Annotated in this window: 17 protein-coding genes and 1 pseudogene; 9 read left to right on the top strand and 9 right to left on the bottom strand. The window is 63.2% G+C overall.

The genetic code is table 11. The annotated features are described in order from the left end of the window. Positions 1 to 5: 5 nt before the first annotated feature. From P3G67_RS13770 to P3G67_RS13760, 3 genes are read right to left on the bottom strand one after another with little or no spacing between them, the layout of a single operon-like run. The gene (locus P3G67_RS13770; RefSeq protein WP_276093730.1) at positions 6 to 809 is read right to left on the bottom strand and encodes a histidinol-phosphatase; all 804 of its coding nucleotides are present in this window, start codon (positions 807 to 809) and stop codon (positions 6 to 8) included. A 2-nt stretch (positions 810 to 811) separates the two neighbouring features. Next, complete coding sequence (locus tag P3G67_RS13765; protein WP_276093729.1) at positions 812 to 1,585, bottom strand: SDR family NAD(P)-dependent oxidoreductase; 774 nt, start codon at positions 1,583 to 1,585, stop codon at positions 812 to 814. Positions 1,586 to 1,638: 53 nt separating this feature from the next. Continuing rightward, positions 1,639 to 2,772, bottom strand: a complete 1,134-nt coding sequence (locus P3G67_RS13760) for a nucleotidyltransferase domain-containing protein (RefSeq protein WP_276093728.1) — start codon at positions 2,770 to 2,772, stop codon at positions 1,639 to 1,641. Positions 2,773 to 3,192: 420 nt separating this feature from the next. Here P3G67_RS13760 and P3G67_RS13755 point away from each other — a divergent pair, with 420 nt between their 5' ends. The 9 genes and pseudogenes from P3G67_RS13755 to P3G67_RS36020 all read left to right on the top strand — a co-directional run. Further along, entirely contained in the window at positions 3,193 to 4,236 is a 1,044-nt protein-coding gene (locus P3G67_RS13755; protein WP_276093727.1) for an aldo/keto reductase, read from the top strand. 513 nt (positions 4,237 to 4,749) lie between these two features. Further along, a complete protein-coding gene (locus tag P3G67_RS13750; protein WP_276093726.1) occupies positions 4,750 to 4,998 on the top strand; it encodes a phosphopantetheine-binding protein in 249 nt (82 codons plus the stop codon). Positions 4,999 to 5,090: 92 nt separating this feature from the next. Continuing rightward, entirely contained in the window at positions 5,091 to 5,966 is an 876-nt protein-coding gene (locus tag P3G67_RS13745; RefSeq protein ID WP_276093725.1) for a diiron oxygenase, read from the top strand. Next, the gene (locus P3G67_RS13740; protein ID WP_276093724.1) at positions 5,963 to 7,564 is read left to right on the top strand and encodes a class I adenylate-forming enzyme family protein; all 1,602 of its coding nucleotides are present in this window, start codon (positions 5,963 to 5,965) and stop codon (positions 7,562 to 7,564) included. Before P3G67_RS13745 ends, P3G67_RS13740 begins: the two co-directional genes overlap by 4 nt. Next, positions 7,551 to 9,203, top strand: coding sequence for an AMP-binding protein (locus P3G67_RS13735; RefSeq protein WP_276093723.1), 1,653 nt, complete (start codon positions 7,551 to 7,553; stop codon positions 9,201 to 9,203). The genes P3G67_RS13740 and P3G67_RS13735 overlap by 14 nt, the downstream gene beginning before the upstream one ends. Beyond that, on the top strand, positions 9,200 to 10,132 hold the full coding sequence (locus P3G67_RS13730; RefSeq protein WP_276093722.1) for a thiamine pyrophosphate-dependent dehydrogenase E1 component subunit alpha: 933 nt from the start codon (positions 9,200 to 9,202) through the stop codon (positions 10,130 to 10,132). The genes P3G67_RS13735 and P3G67_RS13730 overlap by 4 nt, the downstream gene beginning before the upstream one ends. Further along, positions 10,125 to 11,144, top strand: coding sequence for an alpha-ketoacid dehydrogenase subunit beta (locus P3G67_RS13725; RefSeq protein WP_276093721.1), 1,020 nt, complete (start codon positions 10,125 to 10,127; stop codon positions 11,142 to 11,144). The genes P3G67_RS13730 and P3G67_RS13725 overlap by 8 nt, the downstream gene beginning before the upstream one ends. Continuing rightward, on the top strand, positions 11,137 to 12,255 hold the full coding sequence (locus P3G67_RS13720) for a 2-oxo acid dehydrogenase subunit E2 (RefSeq protein WP_276093720.1): 1,119 nt from the start codon (positions 11,137 to 11,139) through the stop codon (positions 12,253 to 12,255). The genes P3G67_RS13725 and P3G67_RS13720 overlap by 8 nt, the downstream gene beginning before the upstream one ends. Positions 12,256 to 12,324: 69 nt before the next feature. Beyond that, positions 12,325 to 12,562, top strand: a pseudogene (locus P3G67_RS36020) (IS5/IS1182 family transposase); the annotation flags it as partial. 174 nt (positions 12,563 to 12,736) lie between these two features. Here the strand turns inward: P3G67_RS36020 and P3G67_RS13710 are convergent. The 6 genes from P3G67_RS13710 to P3G67_RS13680 form a co-directional block, all read right to left on the bottom strand. Next, a complete protein-coding gene (locus P3G67_RS13710) occupies positions 12,737 to 13,507 on the bottom strand; it encodes a transposase (RefSeq protein ID WP_276093719.1) in 771 nt (256 codons plus the stop codon). A 363-nt stretch (positions 13,508 to 13,870) separates the two neighbouring features. Beyond that, positions 13,871 to 15,106 (bottom strand): acyl-CoA reductase, encoded by a 1,236-nt coding sequence (locus P3G67_RS13700; protein ID WP_276093718.1) that lies wholly within the window; start codon positions 15,104 to 15,106, stop codon positions 13,871 to 13,873. After that, a complete protein-coding gene (locus P3G67_RS13695) occupies positions 15,103 to 16,149 on the bottom strand; it encodes a LuxE/PaaK family acyltransferase (protein WP_276093717.1) in 1,047 nt (348 codons plus the stop codon). Before P3G67_RS13695 ends, P3G67_RS13700 begins: the two co-directional genes overlap by 4 nt. Next, positions 16,118 to 17,575, bottom strand: a complete 1,458-nt coding sequence (locus P3G67_RS13690) for an AMP-binding protein (RefSeq protein ID WP_276093716.1) — start codon at positions 17,573 to 17,575, stop codon at positions 16,118 to 16,120. The genes P3G67_RS13695 and P3G67_RS13690 overlap by 32 nt, the downstream gene beginning before the upstream one ends. Continuing rightward, positions 17,568 to 17,822, bottom strand: coding sequence for an acyl carrier protein (locus tag P3G67_RS13685; protein ID WP_276093715.1), 255 nt, complete (start codon positions 17,820 to 17,822; stop codon positions 17,568 to 17,570). Before P3G67_RS13685 ends, P3G67_RS13690 begins: the two co-directional genes overlap by 8 nt. 123 nt (positions 17,823 to 17,945) lie before the next feature. After that, positions 17,946 to 18,725, bottom strand: a complete 780-nt coding sequence (locus P3G67_RS13680; RefSeq protein ID WP_276093714.1) for an SDR family NAD(P)-dependent oxidoreductase — start codon at positions 18,723 to 18,725, stop codon at positions 17,946 to 17,948. Positions 18,726 to 18,865: the final 140 nt, after the last annotated feature.

Here is an 18,865-nt window from a genome sequence, read left to right as displayed (position 1 = left end):
ATCACCTACAGTGGCATCCTGATTCGTCGGCGGCGTTCGAACACATACCATTCGCGAAAACCCAGCCTGCGCAGCTCGTCGCGCACGTTCTCGTGCTCGTCACCGACCCGTTCTGGATCATGTGCGTCCGAGCCGAAGGTGAGCTTGACGCCGTACTTGCGGGCGCGCTCCAGGATGTCGCCCGATGGATACCAGCCGCCGCAGTCTTTAGTCTTGCCCGAGGTGTTGACCTCGATGACGGTGTCGGCATCCGCGATCGCCCGAAGCATCCGGTCCACCGCGGGAGTGGCGATGCTGGCGATCTCCGGACAGGCCGCCTTGATGACGTCGATGTGGCCTAGGACGTCGAACATTCCCGCCTCGGCGGACTGCGCCACGAGGTTGCAGTACTGCTCGCGTGCCGCTTTGAGGTCGGCGTGGTCGGCTTGCTCCCAGCGTTCCTTCCGGAATAAGTCGACTCCGTCCAGCACATGCACAGAACCAATGAGGTAGTCCAAGTCGTAGCGTGCGTACACGTTCCGGTACAGCTCGGCGTGTTCGGGGAAGTAGTCCGACTCCACGCCGACTAGCACGTTGATCCGGCCCCAGTACTCCTCACGCAGTGCCATCGCCTCAGCGATGTAGGCGGCGAACGTGCTCTTCGGCATGGCCACGCCCGGCAGTGCGTGATCAGCAGCCTCGCCGAAGAACGGGGAGTGGTCGGAGAGGCCGATCGTGTGTAGGCCCTGCGTGATCGCGGACTCGACGTAGTCGCGCATCGTCCCGCGGGCGTGTCCGCATCGCTCGTGATGGGTATGGAGGTCAAACATGGTCAAATCGCCGTGTATCCGCCGTCGACCATGAGGTTCTCTCCGGTGACGTAGCTGGCTTCCGATGACAGGAGAAAGGCGATGGTCGATGCGATCTCCTCGGGATCGGCCGTGCGCCGCAGCATGTGCCGGCCGCCGATGTCGGGGTGCTTGTCGGCCTGCGCCCGGTCCAGGCCGAGCACTTCCTGGTGGTAGCGCTCGTTGTTCTTGTTCCACACGGTTCCGGGATTGACGGCGTTCACGCGGATTCCGGCGTCCGCCAAATCCAGTGCCATGCACCTGGTCATGTTGACGACTGCCGCCTTGGTGGCGTTATACGTCAAGTAGCCGGGCTGCGCGATGTGCCCGGAGATGGAGGCTACGTTTACGATCGCGCCGCCACCTGCCGCCTTGAGATACGGCACCACGTGCTTGACGCACAGCGCCTGCCCCATGACGTTGACGTCCATGATCGTGCGCCACTCCTCGACGGTGGCTTCGATGCCACGCATGATGAAGACCGCCGCGCAGTTCACCAGGAAGTCGATGCCGCCGAAGCGCTCCGCCGTGCCCTGGACCGTGCGGGCGACCGACTCCTCATCGGCGACATCAGTCTTGCTGTACCAGGCCCGGGCGTTCGTCGAACGCACCTCTGCGGCCGTTGCTTCACCGAATGCCTCGTTGGTATCGGCAATCGTCACGGCGACGCCTTCGGCCACGAGCCGGCCGACAGTCGCCTGTCCGATCCCCTGAGCGCCGCCGGTGACAATGGCCGTCTTGCCAGCAAGTCCGCGCATCCGCACGCCCTTCTCTCTCGCGTTCGACCGGCCCGCTCAGACCGGAAACCCAGTCAGACCAATGACTTAGAGTGGGGGATCGCCTCATCAGCCTGTCGACTAAAGAACCGCTGTCCGAATGGCCGTGTCCATATCAGCGGCTCCGGCCCATCCCACTGCCCGTATTGATTGAGGAATGTGTCGACGTCTGCACAGGAGCGACCGAATTCAGTGAGGACCTCCGGTGGGATCTCACCGGGGAAGAGAAGCTCGACGTGTGCCAACGCGTAGAAGACCGGCAGGACTATACAGTACTCTCGGGCCCGTTCAACGAAATTCCCCCATGGAAACTTGCCGCCACGGGTCCGAAGGTACTCGACGACATCCACGTATTTGAGCAGCCGACGGTGCTTGCGAAGGTTCATGAATCGCAGTGCAGTGGAATTCTTGTAGATATGGAGACATAGATCTAGCGCACAGTCCACCGGCGACAGGAACCGCTGGGGGCGACCGCCGACCTCGCGCACGACCGAACGCTCCATTAGATCTGAAACGGGTACCTCCCCGCTCTTTCCGGGCAGCACCAGGGAGATGTTGACGTCGATGTCTATCACTGGCAGGTAGGGATTGTCGGTGAGCTTGTTCAGCTTCGGCACGTCGCTGCCGTAGAGCCGCCAGAACAGGGCTTCCCGGCGGCTCAGCCTACGGACCTCACGCCCCTCAAGCACTCCTTGCTGGTAGCCGCGGTCCTCCAGCAGTGCAACCAGGGTCGACGCTTGCTCACCGGGCACGAGCAAGTCAAGATCTCCGATCGGGCGCAGCCCTGAATTCATGTAAACTTCCTGCGCCAAATGTGCACCTTTACGCAGCACGATGTCAAGAGATGCGACTTCCGCGGCATCAAGAATTTCGTAGAGTTCGGCCATCGCGGCCCGATTGCGCTCCAGATGGAACAGGTAGAATGCTCTGAGCGTGGAGCCCATCCCGCGGTCGACTCTAAGCGGCCGATCCTCCGCCGCCAGCCTGTCTAAGCTGCTCGAAACAAGTGGAGCCACGCGATGCTGGATAGCCTGGTCAAGGAAATGAGGCCAATCGATTGATGCTGTGCCATCGGCGAGGAGCATGCGTGCCGTATCCTCGGACGTCCTGTCTAGCAGTTGCCGACTGAGCGCGATGAGTAATTTTCCCTCGTTGTCAAAGATTGACATCCTCCCCCTTGCATCGTGCAGTGTCTCCTGCATCCCGCCGTCTGCACTTGCTGGCCGAGTATCTAACTGTCTCGAAGCACTCAGGTCAAGACTCGATATACCCCTGATATACCCGAGCTGGCTGCCACCGGAAGAACTCGCTGACCTATGATAGGTTCCACCGCGAGCAAAAAATCGCCTGGTTGCAGGCGTGAGGCGAGTACAATCTGATGGCAGTCTAGGGGCCAGTGGCACACGGCGATGTCCATCGGCAAGGGTGCTGTGCGGACTCGGCCCCCATCGCGGCCGAACCGACTTGGGCCGGTTCATCAGGGGCCCGGAATGCAAGACGACGCCGCATTGGCAATTACCGCAATTACCTAGAACCTGATTGCGCGTCAGGACCTTTAGTTAGCGTCCACTCGAGTTCAGGCAGGAACGATGGACTACACGAACCTCGGCCGCAGCGGACTCAAGGTGAGCCGCCTATGTCTCGGCACGATGAACTTCGGGTCGCGGACGGCCGAGCAGGACAGCCACGCCATCATGGACCATGCCTTGGACAATGGCATCAACTTCTTCGACACTGCCGACGTGTACGGCAGCAGGAGCGGTCGGGGTGGCACCGAACGGATCATCGGAAGGTGGTTCGCTCAGGGCGGAGCGCGTCGTGACAGGGTTGTCCTCGCGACCAAGGTGTACGGCAAGCACAGCGATTGGCCGAACGACCGGGGTCTGTCGGCCCGGCACGTCATCCAGGCGTGCAATGCTTCCCTGCGGCGGCTGGGTACCGACTGGATCGATCTCTACCAGATGCACCACATCGACCGATCGACGCCGTGGGAAGAAGTCTGGCAGGCGATGGAGGTCCTAGTCCTCCAAGGCAAGGTCCGTTACGTCGGCTCGTCCAACTTCGCCGGCTGGCACCTCGCGGCAGCCCAGGCCGCCGCGGACAGGCGGCACTTCTTCGGCCTAGTCTCCGAGCAGTGCGTGTACAACCTAGCGACCAGGCAGGTGGAGCTAGACGTGATCCCGTCCGCTATCGCACACGGTATCGGCATACTGCCCTGGTCACCTCTGCATGGCGGCTTGCTGTCCGGTTCGCTCCGCAAGCAACGTGACGGTGCCGTTGGGCGGTCGACCACTGGGCGTTCCACGGCCGAACTAGCCAAGCGCGCTGAGGAGATCGAGGCGTACGAGCGGCTCTGCTCTGAAGGCGGTTATCACCCGGCCGATATAGCGCTGAGCTGGCTGCTGCGCCAACCAGGAGTCACCGCACCCGTCATCGGCCCGCGGACGGTGGCACAACTCGACCGGTCGATCGGTGCACTCGCGGTCAGAGTGGACCAACACCTCACCGCCAGACTGGGAGCACTGTTCCCTCCGCCGGAGAGAGGAGAGGCCGCACCCGCGGCAAAGGCATGGTTACGTCAAAGCGAGCCCAATGGACCAGCGGACACGACCGACGCCGCGTCAGGCCGGTAGCGCGCACCCTGACTTGGACATTTCGCCGGTGTGCGATCCTGTGCATTCGCATCGCAAGCAACGGAACAGGGTCACTGCGGGTCAGAGGGTGGTGCCTGCGTGATTGCCCCGCTTGCTGCACCACCAGCTGGGTGCCTCGTCGTTCTGCTGGAAACCACACCGAGGGTAGCATTCCCGTGACCTTGGTAGCGTCCGCCAAGGTCACTTCCTGCCGTTCCCGGTCGGCGAAGTGGCTAGGACGAGGCGACCGGTGCGCTAATACCGGATGCCGAGCGCCCCACCTCCGCGAATCACCATGCTCGACTGCAGGTTGGTCCCCCTCTCACTGTGATCACCTCAGCCAACTTGATCCTCGTCTTGCGCGAGGCACGGTGGTGCGGTGCGGCCCCATCAGTATCTGGTCGAACGAGCCGGCCTCTGCCACAGCCTGGTGAGTAGAGCCGATCCACCGGCCTATGCCCGCGTGCTGTACCCGACCCGCTATTCCAGCGACCGAAAGTTATGGACCAGGAAATGACGACACTGCTGCAGCGGTTCGAATCCGCCTTCCGTCCGAGGTGTCGGCGGCTGGACCCGACCGAACCGTTAGACCTTGACGCCTCACTGGTGTCGCTCGGAGTGGACTCCATGGAGGTAGTCGAGCTCATCATCGCGTTGGAGGACGAGTTCGCCATCCAGTTGCCCCAGTCGCTGCTGACGCCCGAGACGTTCGCGACCCCGAGCACTATCCTGAAGGCTTTGGGCTCTCTGGTGTCGGCATGACGACCCCTGATCAGCAGCGTGCCGATCAGCGGTGCCACCGCAACTCCATCGGCTGCAGCCGAACGCGACAGTCAGGAAGGTGAGAGCCCAAAATGAAGTCATGGGGACACGTCGAAGCGGTGGCGGGACGCCTGAGCACTCTGGCCAGGCAGCAGCGCTACAACGTCCACGAGGAATTCCGATGGCCGCAATCCCTGCCCTCCGACGCCTACTGGATGAGTCCTGAGCTGACCACCTGCTACGGGACTTCGGTCTGGGATCGCCTCAGCGAACCAGAGCGGCTCCGTCTTTCCCAGGCCGAGGCCGTGAATTTCTTCAGCCTCAACGTGCACCTCATCCGTGGCCTGATTGGGGAGGTCGCCGATCGGATTTACACCACGCGATACCCCGGGCTCTCGGAGTTCTTTCACGACTTCATCCATGAAGAGAACGAGCATATGTGGTTCTTTGCACGCTTCTGCGAGCTCTACGGCGGCAAGGTCTATCCGACGCGGGCCGTCAGCAGCCACGCGTCCGCCGGCCATGAGGCGATCCAGGACGTCGTCGTTTTCGGCCGCATCCTGATCGCCGAGGAGCTGTGCGACGTTTTCAACGCTCGAATGGCGACGGATGACAGGCTGCCCGAGATCGCCCGGCGGATCAACGCCGTACACCACCAGGACGAGTCCCGGCACATCGCCTTCGGCCGCCAGATGATGACGGCCCTCCTCCAAGAGGCGCGAGAGCAGGCCGCACCGTCCGAGTTAGAGGCCGCGGGGGCCTACCTCTTCCGCTACATCTCGGCCTGCGTCCGGTCGTTCTACAACCCGTCGGCTTATGCCGACGCAGGCCTGCCCACGCCGCTGGAGCTCCGCGGCGAGGTCCTGAACCACCCGTACCGGTCGACTTTCCACCGGGAGATCCTCGGTAGGACGTGCAAGTTTCTAGCGCGCATCGGCCTGCCGGGCGAGGAGGCACTTGTCTGGTGACTGTCGTGCCGAACCGCGCCACTACTGCATGGCGCCTGCACACCATCCTTGACGAAGCGGCCGACCGACATCCTTCTGCGGTCGCGGTGACGGAGGGCGGGCGGTCGTCGACGTACTCCCAGCTCCGGGCGTGGAGCCTCGCCCTCGCGGCATGGCTGTCGGTCGCAGGGGTGCAGGAGGGTGACCGGGTAGTCATGAGGTTACCTAACTCACGACTGTCGGTGGCGCTCTTCTTCGGGGCCCTTCGGGCTGGCGCCATCGTAGTGCCGATCAGTCCTGATCTCCGCCTCTTCCAACTGACCGCAGTCCTACGGGACTGTGCGCCGCGGCTGGTGATCGTTGAGGACCGCGAGACCGCAGCGCTTCGCGCCGTTTGCCGGGTGGACATCCGCGGGCTGTGCGAGCTGCCCGGCGACGCCCCCGTCCGAGCGGTCGACGGCGAAGGCCTCGGCGCCCGGATGCTGGCTCACGCGCCGTGGTCCGGTGCCCCAGCCCTCCTCATGTACACCTCGGGCAGCACCGGCGTGCCCAAGGCCGTGGTCTGTCCGCATGCGCAGGTGGCTTTCGCCGCCTCGGCGATCGCCGCCGCCCTCGGCTACCGGGCGGACGACACGGTCTTCTGCTGCATTCCCTTCTCCTTCGACTATGGCCTCTATCAGGTCCTGCTCTGCGCCTTGACAGGTGCAGAGCTGGTCCTAGCGGGGGGAGGTGGCTTGGGGCTCCGCCTGCTGAGCGAGCTACGCGCCTGCCGCGCCACCGTGGTGCCCCTCGTCCCCAGCCTTGCGACGCTGCTTACCAGGCTCGCTGAACGCGAACCCGGGGCCCACCGCGTCCGGCTCTTCACCAATACCGGTGAGACGCTGCCGGACGACCGACTGCGCGAGCTGCGGCGCCGCTTCCCCGGTGCGGCGATCGTTCTGATGTACGGGTTGACTGAATGCAAGCGTGTGACGATCGCGGGGCCGGACGGCGATCTGACTCTGCCAGGCACAGTCGGACGGCCCCTTCCCGGCACGATTGTGCAGGTCGTCGACGACCGGGGTCGGCCGCTGCCGCCCGGCCACCCTGGCGAGATCACGGTGCGGGGCCCGCACGTCATGGCGGGTTACTGGAACGACGGCCAGCTGACGGCGAGCCGCTTCCGGACCTCCGCCCCCGGGGCCGAGGTCGTCCTGTACACCGGCGACCATGGACACGTCGATCCGGTCGGGAACGTCTACCTGCTCGGCAGGAATGACGGCATCTTCAAGCAGCAGGGCATGCGAACGTCCACGTGCGAGATCGAGACGGCGGCCCTGGACGTTCCCGGTGTGACCGCGGCGGCCGCCGTTCCCCCCTCGCCCGGGCACGGTTCCGTCCTCTGGGTGACGGGATCGGCGTCGTCTCAGCGAGTCCTGGAGGGCCTCGTCCGCCGTATCGGACCGGGCAAGGTGCCGGACACCTGCTTTGTCCGCGACGAACTGCCACTGAACCCGCACGGCAAGACCGACCGTGCCTGCCTGCTCGCCGAGCTGCGACGGAGTCCGATCGGGTCCGGCCCGCCCACCGCACCCAACGAAGTGGTGCCTCGCTACCAGGAGACCGATGAACACTGCTAAGAACGCGTCGGAGGAGTTCCGGCAAGCAGCAGGTTTGCAAGAGCGGCGCAGTCTCCAGGATTGGTTCCTGCGCGGACTGGCTCGCAACCCGGATGGAGTCGCGCTGCGGATCAACGGGAGCGAGTGGAGTTACACCGATCTGCATCGGTTAGCTCTGGTCTGGTCGGGGAGCATCCTCGCCAGGCACCAGGGGCGCCCAAGGGCCGTGGGTGTGCTCGCATCCCGCAGCTTGGAGGCGTATGCCGGCGTCTTGGCCGCGCTCTACGCGGGGGCCATGGCCGTCCCGCTCAGCCCCGACTTCCCGGTCGGCCGAACGCAGCGAACGGTCCGAGACGCCGGGGTCGACGCGATCATCAGCGACAGGCGCGGTCTGTCGATGGTGCGGTCGCTCGCCGAGCAGTATCGGGGACTGACCGTGCTCATCCCGCAGGCTGACCTGCTCGTCGGCTCCGACATCGCGGCGATCGGACCAGACGAGGACTCTGCCCGCTCCGGTCCCGCCAAGGCTCAGTCCTCCGAGGTCGCATACGTCCTCTTCACCTCGGGCTCGACCGGTCGTCCTAAGGGTGTTCCCATCACGCACGAGAACATGGACCACTTCCTCCTGATCAATCACGACCGTTACGACCTGGGCCCGCAGGATGCGCTTTCTCAGACATTCGATCTGACATTCGATCTGGCCATGTTCGATCTCTTCATGGCATGGGGGGCGGGCGCGACTCTTGTCTCGACACCGCCTCAGGCGTTCGGCGACCTTCCCGGGTTCCTCCGCCGAGAGGGCGTGACCGTATGGTTCTCCGTACCGAGTGCGATCTCGGTCGTCCGCCGCCGCGGCCAGTTGACACCGAAAAGCATGCCGTCACTGCGTTGGAGCCTCTTCTGCGGTGAACCCCTCCGCGCGACCGATGCCGCGGACTGGCAGCGGGCCGCGAGTGGCTCGGTCGTAGAGAACCTCTACGGCCCGACGGAGTTGACGATCGCGTGCAGCACTTATCGCCTGGGGCCGGAGCGGGCGACGGACGATTTTGTCAACGGCATCGTCCCCATCGGGTCGCTCTATACCGGACTCGATCACCAACTGATCCGAGACGATGGACAGCAGGCCACCGAAGGGGAGCTCTGCGTCCGCGGCCCGCAGATGTTCCCGGGCTACTTGGATCCCCGCGACGACGTGGGCCGCTTCCACGAGGCTGCTGGCACCCGCTGGTACCGCACGGGAGACCTGGTCGCCCGCTCACCCCGCGGCGACCTGTGCTACCTCGGACGGGTCGATCAACAGGTGAAGATCCGCGGGTACCGGGTGGAGATCCAGGAAATCGAGTGGCACCTGGAGCAGCACGCAGCTGTGGAGCATGCCGTGGTGGTGCTGGTTGATCACGGGGGCAAGTCGGAGCTCGCCGCCTACTACATGGGAGATGAGGTGCCACGATCGAAGCTCCGGCAGTTGCTCGCCCTAGTCGTCCCGCACTTCATGATCCCGCGCTGGATCTGGAGAGTCGACACTTTGCCACTCAACCACAACGGCAAGGTGGACCGGGGAGCGCTGGGGGCGATTGCTCGGCAGCAGGCGGCGGAGCCTTCAGCTGCAGCCGACTCGAGGACCGCTGGCAACGCGGCGCCGGAAGGCGGTGCGCTGTGACAATCAGTCAGGACGTGGCCGTAGCCACTTCGGCGCTCAGCAGGCTGTCGGACGCCGATCTCTCCTCCCTGCTAACCATCAGGCACTTCGAGTGGCAGCTCCTCGAACTCTTCTCCAAGGGGGGAGTAGCCGGGACTACCCACACCTGCCTGGGACAGGAGCACGTGCCGGTCGCGCTGAGCGCCTTGATGCGGCCGGAGGACTCCGTCTTCAGCAACCACCGGGGGCACGGACACTACCTGGCGAGGTACCAGGACCCGTTCGGGTTGCTGGCCGAGATTACCGGGCGTCAGGGAGCAGTCTGCGGGGGTGCAGGCGGGAGCCAGCACCTTTTCCGCGCCGGGTTCCTGTCCACCGGGGTGCAGGGGCAGCTCATGCCCGTGGCGGTGGGCGTCGCCCTCGACTTGAAGATCAGGGAGGAACCCGGTGTGGCGGTGGCGTTCATCGGTGACGGCACATGGGGCCAGGGGGGCGTCTACGAGGCACTCAATCTGGCGCAGCTGTGGCGCGTCCCACTCATTACCGTCGTGGAGAACAACGGCATCGCACAGTCGACACCGACGGATAGCCAACTGGCTGGCTCCATCGCCGGCCGCGCGGCCGGCTTCGGCATCCGGTACGTACGGGTGACCGGACTGGACGTCAATGCCATCCGCGAGCAGTTGGCCTCGCCACTCGAACAGGCGCGGGCCGGCGAGGGGCCGCTGGTCATCGAGTTCGAGACATACCGGCTGGGGCCGCACAGCAAGGGCGACGACACACGGGAGAATCTCACGGTCGCCCGACTGGCCGCACACGACTGGTACGCGCTGTACGGACAGCAGTACCCCGAACAGTTCCGCCGCATCGACGCGGACCGGCGCACCCTCGTGGCTGAGGTGGTCCGCGACGTTATGACCCGTCCACTGCTTGGAGCCTCCGATGCCTGAGCACCGCACCGAGCGGGTGGTTTCCGACCTGAACCGGGCCTTGCACGGCCTCTTTGACGCGGATGATGACGTGTTCCTGCTCGGCGAGGACGTGGCGGACCCCTACGGTGGAGCGTTCAAGGTGTCCAGAGGGCTCTCCGAGCGCCACCCCGGACGCGTCATCTCCACTCCGATCAGCGAGGCCGCGCTGGTCGGGGTGGCGGCGGGGCTGGCCCTACGGGGCCGCAAACTCATCGTCGAGATCATGTTCTCCGACTTCGCGACGCTCTGTTTCGATCAGATCCTCAACTTCGCCTCGAAGTCGGTGACGATGTACGGCAAGCGCATCCCGATGCCCATCATCATCAGGTGCCCAAGCGGCGGCAACCGCGGATACGGCCCGACGCACAGTCAGAGCCTACAGAAGCATTTCATCGGCATTCCTAACTTGGCCCTCTTCGAGCTCTCCCCGTTCCATGACAACCGGACCGTGATCGAGCGAATGCTGGCTCTGGGTATGCCGTGCATGTTCTTCGAGGACAAGCTCCTCTACAGCCGCCGCAGTTTCGGTGGGGAGCCAGGTGACTCGCTATTCGACCTGGACTTCCTGGACGACGGGCTGAACTGGGCGAGGATCTCTCTGGGGGTTCCGGAGGTCGATCACCTCCTGATCACTCCGGGAGGTGTGGCCGACCGCGCTCTCTCAGCCATCAAGTCAGCATTTGTCGAGCAGGAGACGGCCTGCCAGCTGGTCGTTCCATCGCAGCTCTATCCGATAGACATTGCGTCGCTGGTTCCGCTTCTCCGGAACGCCGGTCAGATCTGGGTGATGGAGGACGGGCCGGCGGGGGGCACCTGGGGCGCCGAGGTGGCGCACCTGATCCACGCGGCCCTCTGGGAGTCGCTGAAGGGACCGGTTCGGTTACTGCACCCGGAGTGCGAAGTTATCCCTGCCGCATCCCACCTGGAGCGTCACCTGCTTCTCCAGGCGGACGACATCCGATCCGCACTGACGGGAGTGGTCAGTGCCTGACGTCACGGTACCGAAGCTCAACAGCAACGACGCCTCCTACACCCTCGTCGAATGGTTGGCCCCGGAGGGGCATCGCGTGTCGGAAGGCGAGGCGGTGGCGGTGATCGAAACCTCCAAAGCGACCACTGATCTGGGGGCCACGCACAGCGGCGTGCTGCGCCACCACGCCGCGCCGATGCAACAGATTGCGCCTGGCGAGGTGATCGGTGCGCTATTGAGTGAGGAGGAGTACGCACGGCAGCCGGTCACCGTCGGCTCTGAGCGCGCGGCCTCGGCACACGAGCCCGAGGTGGTCATCACCAGGCCTGCAGCGGAACTGATGGCCCGTCATGTTGTCAGCGAGGAGTCCGTGCGCGGCTTGGGCAAGCGGATCGTGCGACGGTCGGACATCGAGGCCATGGTCGAACGCGGAGACCTATCGGGGGGGAGTTCCGTCGACGGGGTAGAGATCCGAGCCCTATCCGCCGGCCAGCGGGCAGTAGCCGTCAACGTCGCCAAGTCACACCGTGGGATCCCGTCCGCGTTCACCGTGATCAAGGTCTACGGTGATGGCCTGATTCGCGCACGGCAGCGAGTGGCCGAGGGCACGAGCGAATTCCTGGGACTCGTGGAGTTCGTTGTTAGGGCGATTGCCAGGCAGCGTGCGGACTTCCCTGAGGTCTTCGCAGACCTGCGCGCCGATTCAACGCTCTCCATCGCGCCGGGAGCCCATGTCGGGGTCACCGTCGATGTGGGTCGGGGGCTCTATCTGCCGATAGTCAGGGATGCGGCCGAGAAGTCTTTACCGGAGATCTCGGGGATGCTCATGGAGTTTCGCGTGAAGGCTCTCCGCGGGCGATTCAGCGAAGCCGATTTGACAGGCGGCAACATCGCGCTGGCGGTCCACGTCGAGACAGATGTGGTCGACGCTCGGCCGATCATATTCCCCGGTCACGTCTGTGTGCTGTCGCTCTGTTCGATGCAGGAGGAGCTCCACCGCACCACGGAAGGCTCCATCGAGACGCGGAGTTTCTTCAATCTCGGCCTGACATACGATCACCGGGTCATCAACGGGCGCGAAAGCATGCGTTTCCTTCAGGCCGTCAAGCGGGACCTGGAGAGCCTTTCATAACGCATCAGGACGCCGACCATTGGTCAGTTTAAGCGGGCCCTAGGTGGGGGAGTCGGACGTTCCCACCGTATGGGGAGGAACAAGTGGGGTGTATAGTTCTGGAAGGCTTGTGGGAGACCGTGCCCCCATTACTACCGCCGTCCAGGGCGGACGCAGGGTGGCGGTACGCACAACACGCCTGATGCAGCGGTGTTCGTGGCCATCCTCTACGTGCTGGTGAGCGGGGTGTGCCTAGCGAGTTCTGTCGCCCTGCAAGTCGACAGCGCACCGCCGGTTCATCTGGTCGTGGGTCTGCGTATGGAGCCGGACCGGGGTACAACTGTCGCAAGATGTATGACCTGTCTGGACCTGCCCCCCGTCGTCGGTGTCTCAACTGGACCCACGACAGCGAGGGTCTCAAGCCCAACCAGAGCGGCTCTCCAAACTAAGGGCTGTCCCGTAAATGCTCTCGGACGTGCGTGCTGGGCTGCTGGTTTCTTGGTCAGCCAGCGATGGTGAGGTTGTGCAGGCGGGCGATGCCGAGCATGGCGTGGTAGACGCCATCGCCTTTCAGGCGGCAGTCGCGCAGGATCTTCCATCCCTTCATTCGGGCGAAGGCGTGCTCGACGCGGGCGCGGACCTTGCGGTGGGAGGTGTTGTGTTCCTCTTTCCAGGCCGGGAGTTCGGTCTGGCCACGTTTGCGGCGGTGCGGGATGATCAGGCCGGTGCCCCGGTAGCCGCCGTCCGCGATGACCGTGGCTTTGCCGACGGCGTCTTTTGCGCCGGACAACTCCCACGCCTTGCAGTCGTTGCGGTTGCCGGGCAGCGGTCGGCCGACAGCGACGACCAGCCGGGTGTCGGCGTCGATGACGACCTGATGGTTGGTGGAGTACCGATAGTTCTTCGACTGCTCGGCGACCGCGTGGTCACGCGTGGGCACCAGGGTGCCGTCCACGATCAGCACGGCGTCCCGGCGGAACCGCTTACGCGGCTGCAGTGCCAGCGATGGCCCGAGGTGGTCGATGATGCGGTCGGCCGCGGACTTCGAGATGCCGAAAAGCGGGGCGAGCTGTCGCAGCGTCAGGTTCATCCGCCAGTACGCGGCGACCAGCAGGACACGGTCCTCCAGTGCAAGGGCCCACGGCCTGCCCTTGCGAACCGGATCCGCCCCTTCCCGCCGCAGCGCGGTGACCAGCTTGCCGAACTGACGTGGACTCAGCCCAGTGAACGGGGCTATCCAGGACGGCTCCGACGCCGTGATCACACCAGACACGACAAGATCATCTCACCCGTGACCAGCAGTTACGGGACAGCTTTTAGGGGCGACCTCGGGTGGCTACGGGGGAAACGCATCGGCGCTCGCATCGGCCGTAAAGACGTCGATACCGGCGAACGGTTGGGACGCCATCACCGGGTCATCGAACGGCAGACCCCTCGCCGCGCGGCAGACCCAACATTCTGGCTGTTTGGCCACTGCAGACTCAGTCCCCGCTTCGAACGCCCCCGCAACTACCTGGCATAGCTCGGAATCCCAGTCTCGATCTGCTGGTACGAACGACTCCTCCGACTCACCACATAGCACACGCTCTTAGACAAATCGCGGAGACGGCCTCGACGTTGCTCGACTGGAGGAGGATCAGAACCGCAATTGCCTTAGGCGGCTAAACTCACACAAGAGATCGCAGCCGTCCCATACCGAATCGAAGTTGAGAGCCTGTCCAACGGGGACGATTCTGTCAACGCCCAGGGATCCGAGTTCCTGGGCGAAGTGGCGAAGCTCGTCGTCGGAGAAGCCGAAGTGGGTAACCGTTTGGTGACGCGGTTTCACGGCGCGACTGACTTGAGACAGCGACGGAAGGCACACGCGCCCGAAACTACCGATCCCGGACCACTGGTCCAGCGTCGAACCGGCAGGAGCCACATCAAGCATTACGACCTCGTTGCCGTAGAACTCTGCCTTGGATATGAGCCCGACCGCTGCCAGGCCGTGGACGAGGACGGCCTTCTCAATAGCTTCAGAAGCTTGGAGAGTTGACATCCGGCCACGCACTTCCCCGGCGAGGGCTTGGAAGAACTCAGTTGATGCCTCTTCGGCCACCCGGCGTTCGCCGATCCAGAAGATCGTCAGGGGTGAGGAGCATGCAGCCTGTCCGTACCAATATGCATCATTGCAGAACCGCGTCACCAGCGTCGCGCGAGCCGTCGCGCCGGATGCCTGCCAGGCCCTCGCAGAAAGGACGGAGAACGATGACCGGTCGGGAAATGTTAATTCCTTGGCGCCGGGCTGCAGAGGAAAATGTCTAATGTGTCGAATTGTTTCATCGCCACCCCAGATTACCCTCACTTGGCACGCGGAACTCAGTGCGGCGGTCGTCTTGTTGTCGTCCCGCGGATAAGAGATGAGCCTTTGCGTCGCGCCGACGACCGGGTCGGCCTGCTCAATCGACTCGCCTATGGCTTCCAGCAGCACCTCGTTGTTGCGGCCGACTGCCGAAGGAAGACGGACCACGTTGGTATTGCCGGCGAGTGCCGACATCGCCCAGGAGTAGACGTACATGGTGGTCACATTCGACGGAGAGATGTGCAGGGTCAGGCCACGAGGCACACGCAATACGTCCGAACGATTCCCCGATTGGGACAGGTAGCGCCTCAAAGAGGCCCGGCGCAGGAAGAATCCGAGTGCACCCAACTCGGGATACGCTCGTCCCACTGCAGAACGCGACAACGTGCTGGCAAGCACGGAGAAGAAATCAACCACACGCCGGTCCCCGAAAATCAGCCCGGCGCTGGACGCCGCAGGCACACTCGCGATCAGGTCAGCTACGGTGGTGGTGACGGAACCCTGACTCTTGACAGTAATCTCCTCGTTCATGACTGAACGGCCTCCTGGAAGGTATCGCTGCAGCCTCGCGGCGCGCTGCGCGGGAGTCGCCCGAGAACGCTGAATCGCTTGCCAGGAAGATCACCATCATCGATCCCGTGAACCACACCCATGTCTTCTGTAAGCAAGACATGTCCGGGATAGGAGCGCGGTAGAGCACTGATGATTTCGATTACTCCGGGTCGGCCCACCGGTGCTTCTTGCCATGTTTCCGGATCTCGGATGATCACATCTGCGTGTGCTGGACAGTACAACTGCCGTGTGCGCTCACCCTCGACGAATATGCTGCCGATCTGTTCGACCATTCCGTAGAAGTTGTATACGCGTTCCAGTCCCACGGCTCGGAAAGCGCGCCGGAACTCGTCGTCATTCACTGCAAGGTCGACCATTTTCTTCCATCCGCCGGAGTGCAGAAGTACTCCCTCAGAAAGATCCACACCTTCCTTGCGGGCAACCTCGTATAGTCTGGTCCAGACCAGATAGGTGAACCCAAATATCAGGAACGGCCGGTCAGCGTGCTGGTCCAGGAAGCTGTGCAGAGCCCCGGTGTCCGTCTTCCCGTGTTCGTCCATCAAAAAGGTGTGGTGACGCCCAAGCAACATCAGTCCCAGCGCGCCAGCGGCACGTGCGGAAAGCGAACCGCCTTCCGAAACGGTGCTGCGCTGGTCGACTATCAACATCGGAAGCCTCGATGAACCGACGACGGGGCGCAGTGACTCGAACATTGCGCGTTGGTGCGCAGCAGCTGCGGCCCGGTCCAGGAATATGCGGCTCGGCTGCCCTGTCGTTCCGGATGAGGTAAGGACCTTGAACACAGCTTCATTCCGAATGCTTTTGAGGCTGTGCGTCTTGAACAAGCGGACGGGCAACCATGGGAGATCTACTAAATTGGAGATCTCGCTCACAGCCGGGAATCCGAGCGCGCGGGAAATCCTTGCATACTCCAGACAGTTGGCCAGATGATGAGTGGTGAGTTCTCGGACTGATTCGAGAATATTCAATTCACGTTCGGGTCGTGAAGCCTGGCCGGTCATCTACAATCTCCAGGATCCGCTTATAGTCGATCTTCCCAGTGGAAAACCTGGGAAGTTCTTCGATCTTACGGAAAACTATCCCCCTCTCGTGCACGCCCAGCGCCATGGCCACACTTTGCCGGATCCGGGGTTCAAGGTCCGCGCCATCATGGTCTTTGTCCTCCCAGGCGATCAGGATCCGGTCGTCGAGCGGAGCGGCCGCGGCAATGAGACCATCAGCAGCGGCTATGTGCTCCACCGCATCGAGATTGACACGAACACCGAAGACCTTGCCCAGCCGGCTCGACCTCCCGTTCAGCCAAAGGCGGCCATCCTCGTCCAACCGCCCGAGGTCCCCCGTCCTCAAAATGCCGCCCTGGTCGTCGCCTCTGGCCGTATCCGCCGCGGTGTTGGCATAACCCCACATGACGCCGGGGCCGCGGCAGACCACTTCTCCCAGCTCCCCACAACCAACCGTTTCGCTCCCGTTGGCCCGGAGAATACTCAGTTGGACACCGGGGACAGGATGCCCGGCCGATCCCACACAAGCGGGCAGATCTCTGGGGTCGAGAACAGCGATTCTTGGACCTGCCTCGGTCTGCCCATACATGACATAGAGTCGCCCCCCGTGCCTCACAGCGTCCTCGTGGAAGTGCCTGACTGTCTCAGATCGCAGGCGCCCACCAGACACGGTCAGTACTCTCAACGAAGGATGTCTCGCGACGCTCCACCGGATGCTTCTCAACATCTCGAAGTGATGAGGAACACCTGCCAGTGAAGTGACCTCATGTCGATCGACTGCGCTCCAGAACTCTTTCTGAAAAATGTCTCCGTCTTTAATTACGAGGCCGGCACCGGCGAGCATGTGACTATTCAGTACGCTCAGCCCATAGCTATACCACAGAGGAAGCGAAGTGATCCCCATGCATTCGGAGGTCATGTGCAGCGACTGTCGAATGGCATGTCCGTTGGCCCGTACGGCATCGCGGGACAAACGGACGAGGCGTGGCTCGCCCGTTGTGCCGGAAGTGCTCAGGAGGACACCAAGCTCCGGATGGGGAAGTGGAACGTTCTCCACGTGCCGTACCCATGCCGGACGGCCTTCGAATAGTTCCATCGCGGCGTAGCCGTCAGGGGGATCGATGCGCGTTTCCTCAGAGTGGGATCGCACCGAGCCTATTACAACGGCGGGCGAGTATCGTCGAATCAATACCTCATTTGATCGCGCGGGGTCCAAAGGCAGAACCGGTCGTCGCGCACGCATGATCCCGAGATAAGAGACCACCGACGCAAGATTCCGCTCAAGGGCGATCACCACCAAACCTGGAGGCAGTCGCTTCACTGCTGCCGCCACCCTCCCGACCTCCCCGTCGAGGCGGGCACCGCTTAGATTCTGACCGGTCTCTCCATCGATCAACCGAGCCGTGGGTGCAATGAGATCATCCATCTGTCTTGCTCTCGTCAAGATTAGATATTCCTAGCTTCTGAAGAATGTTGAGGGCAGCCTCGAATGTGTCCATTTCGATCACCTGATCCGTGTCGAGTTCTACTACGAACTCCGTTTCCAGTGCGGCCACTAGCGCCATATGTCCGAGCGAGTCCCATTCACCTTGGCGCTGGCGAAGATCGTGCACATCATCCTGGTCCGAAAGGCCGAGCGCGCTGACGAACACTGAGCGCAGCCTCGTTTCCACCAAGCTCATCATTTTCTCCAGTAGATCTAGACCGCACTGACGATCAGCCCTTTTAGGCGTCTTGGAGGCGCATGAAGGGAAAGCACAGATTAAGGGTTTTCAGTCAGTTGCTTGCAAGTTCGGTCACAACGTCAAGCCGCCGTCAATACCAAGTGTCTGGCCCGTGATGAAGGATGCCTGGTCGCTGGCGAGAAACCGAACCAGACGGGCAACTTCGTCCGAGCGGCCGAGTCGCCTCAAGGGTGTCCGTTGGCGGGCTTCTTCCAACACAGCGGCAGGCACAGCAGACAGCAGATCGGTCTCTATGAGGCCCGGAGCCACCGCGTTAACCCTGATACCGTACGGGCCCAGTTCTCGTGCCGATGACCGCGCGACAGATGCCAGAGCCCCCTTCGCCGCGGCATAGACAACCTGTGAGGCCGCGCCGTCTCTCGCTACGATCGAAGAGAGCAGAATTACCGCGCCGCGTCGGCTGCGCATCATGGCACGCGCTGCTGCCTGCAACCCAGATACTGCACCGATGAGGTTGACATCAAGGACGTGCCGTACGTGTTCTTCACGCATCATGCCGATGGGGGCGCAGTCCATGACACCGGCGTTGGCCACGAAGATGTCGAGACCGCCCTGCGTAGCCGTAACCGACTTCACCACGCCAGCCGATGAGTCATAGTCCGATGCGTTCAGTACCAAGCCGCTAACTCGGGTATCGCAGGTTCGCGCGATCATCTCGGCCCTTGTCTCGACAGTCTCGGCATCCGTACCTGTGATGACGACCCTGGCACCGTAGCGCGCGAGTTCCTGCGCCGTGGCAAACCCGATTCCCTGAGTGCCTCCCGTCACCAGGGCAACTCGATCACGGAGATCATTCACGTGCGCCCCACTCCAGTAGGACGTGTCGGCCATGCGCACCCGTCCGCTCGTCTATCGAGCATGTCGCGCAGGGTCGGACCGAGCAGCGTTTCCATCAGTCAATCACCTGACTCTCGTAACAGCTCTCGGGTAGCCTTGCCGGTCCCTGACAGGACTCGACTGCGTCGGCGCCG

This window comes from Streptomyces silvisoli (assembly GCF_029269905.1).
GTDB classification, from domain to species: Bacteria; Actinomycetota; Actinomycetes; order Streptomycetales; family Streptomycetaceae; genus Streptantibioticus_A; species Streptantibioticus_A silvisoli_A.
The sequence above is the reverse complement of the archived record's forward strand: the minus strand, read 5'-3'. Positions and strand labels throughout refer to the sequence as shown.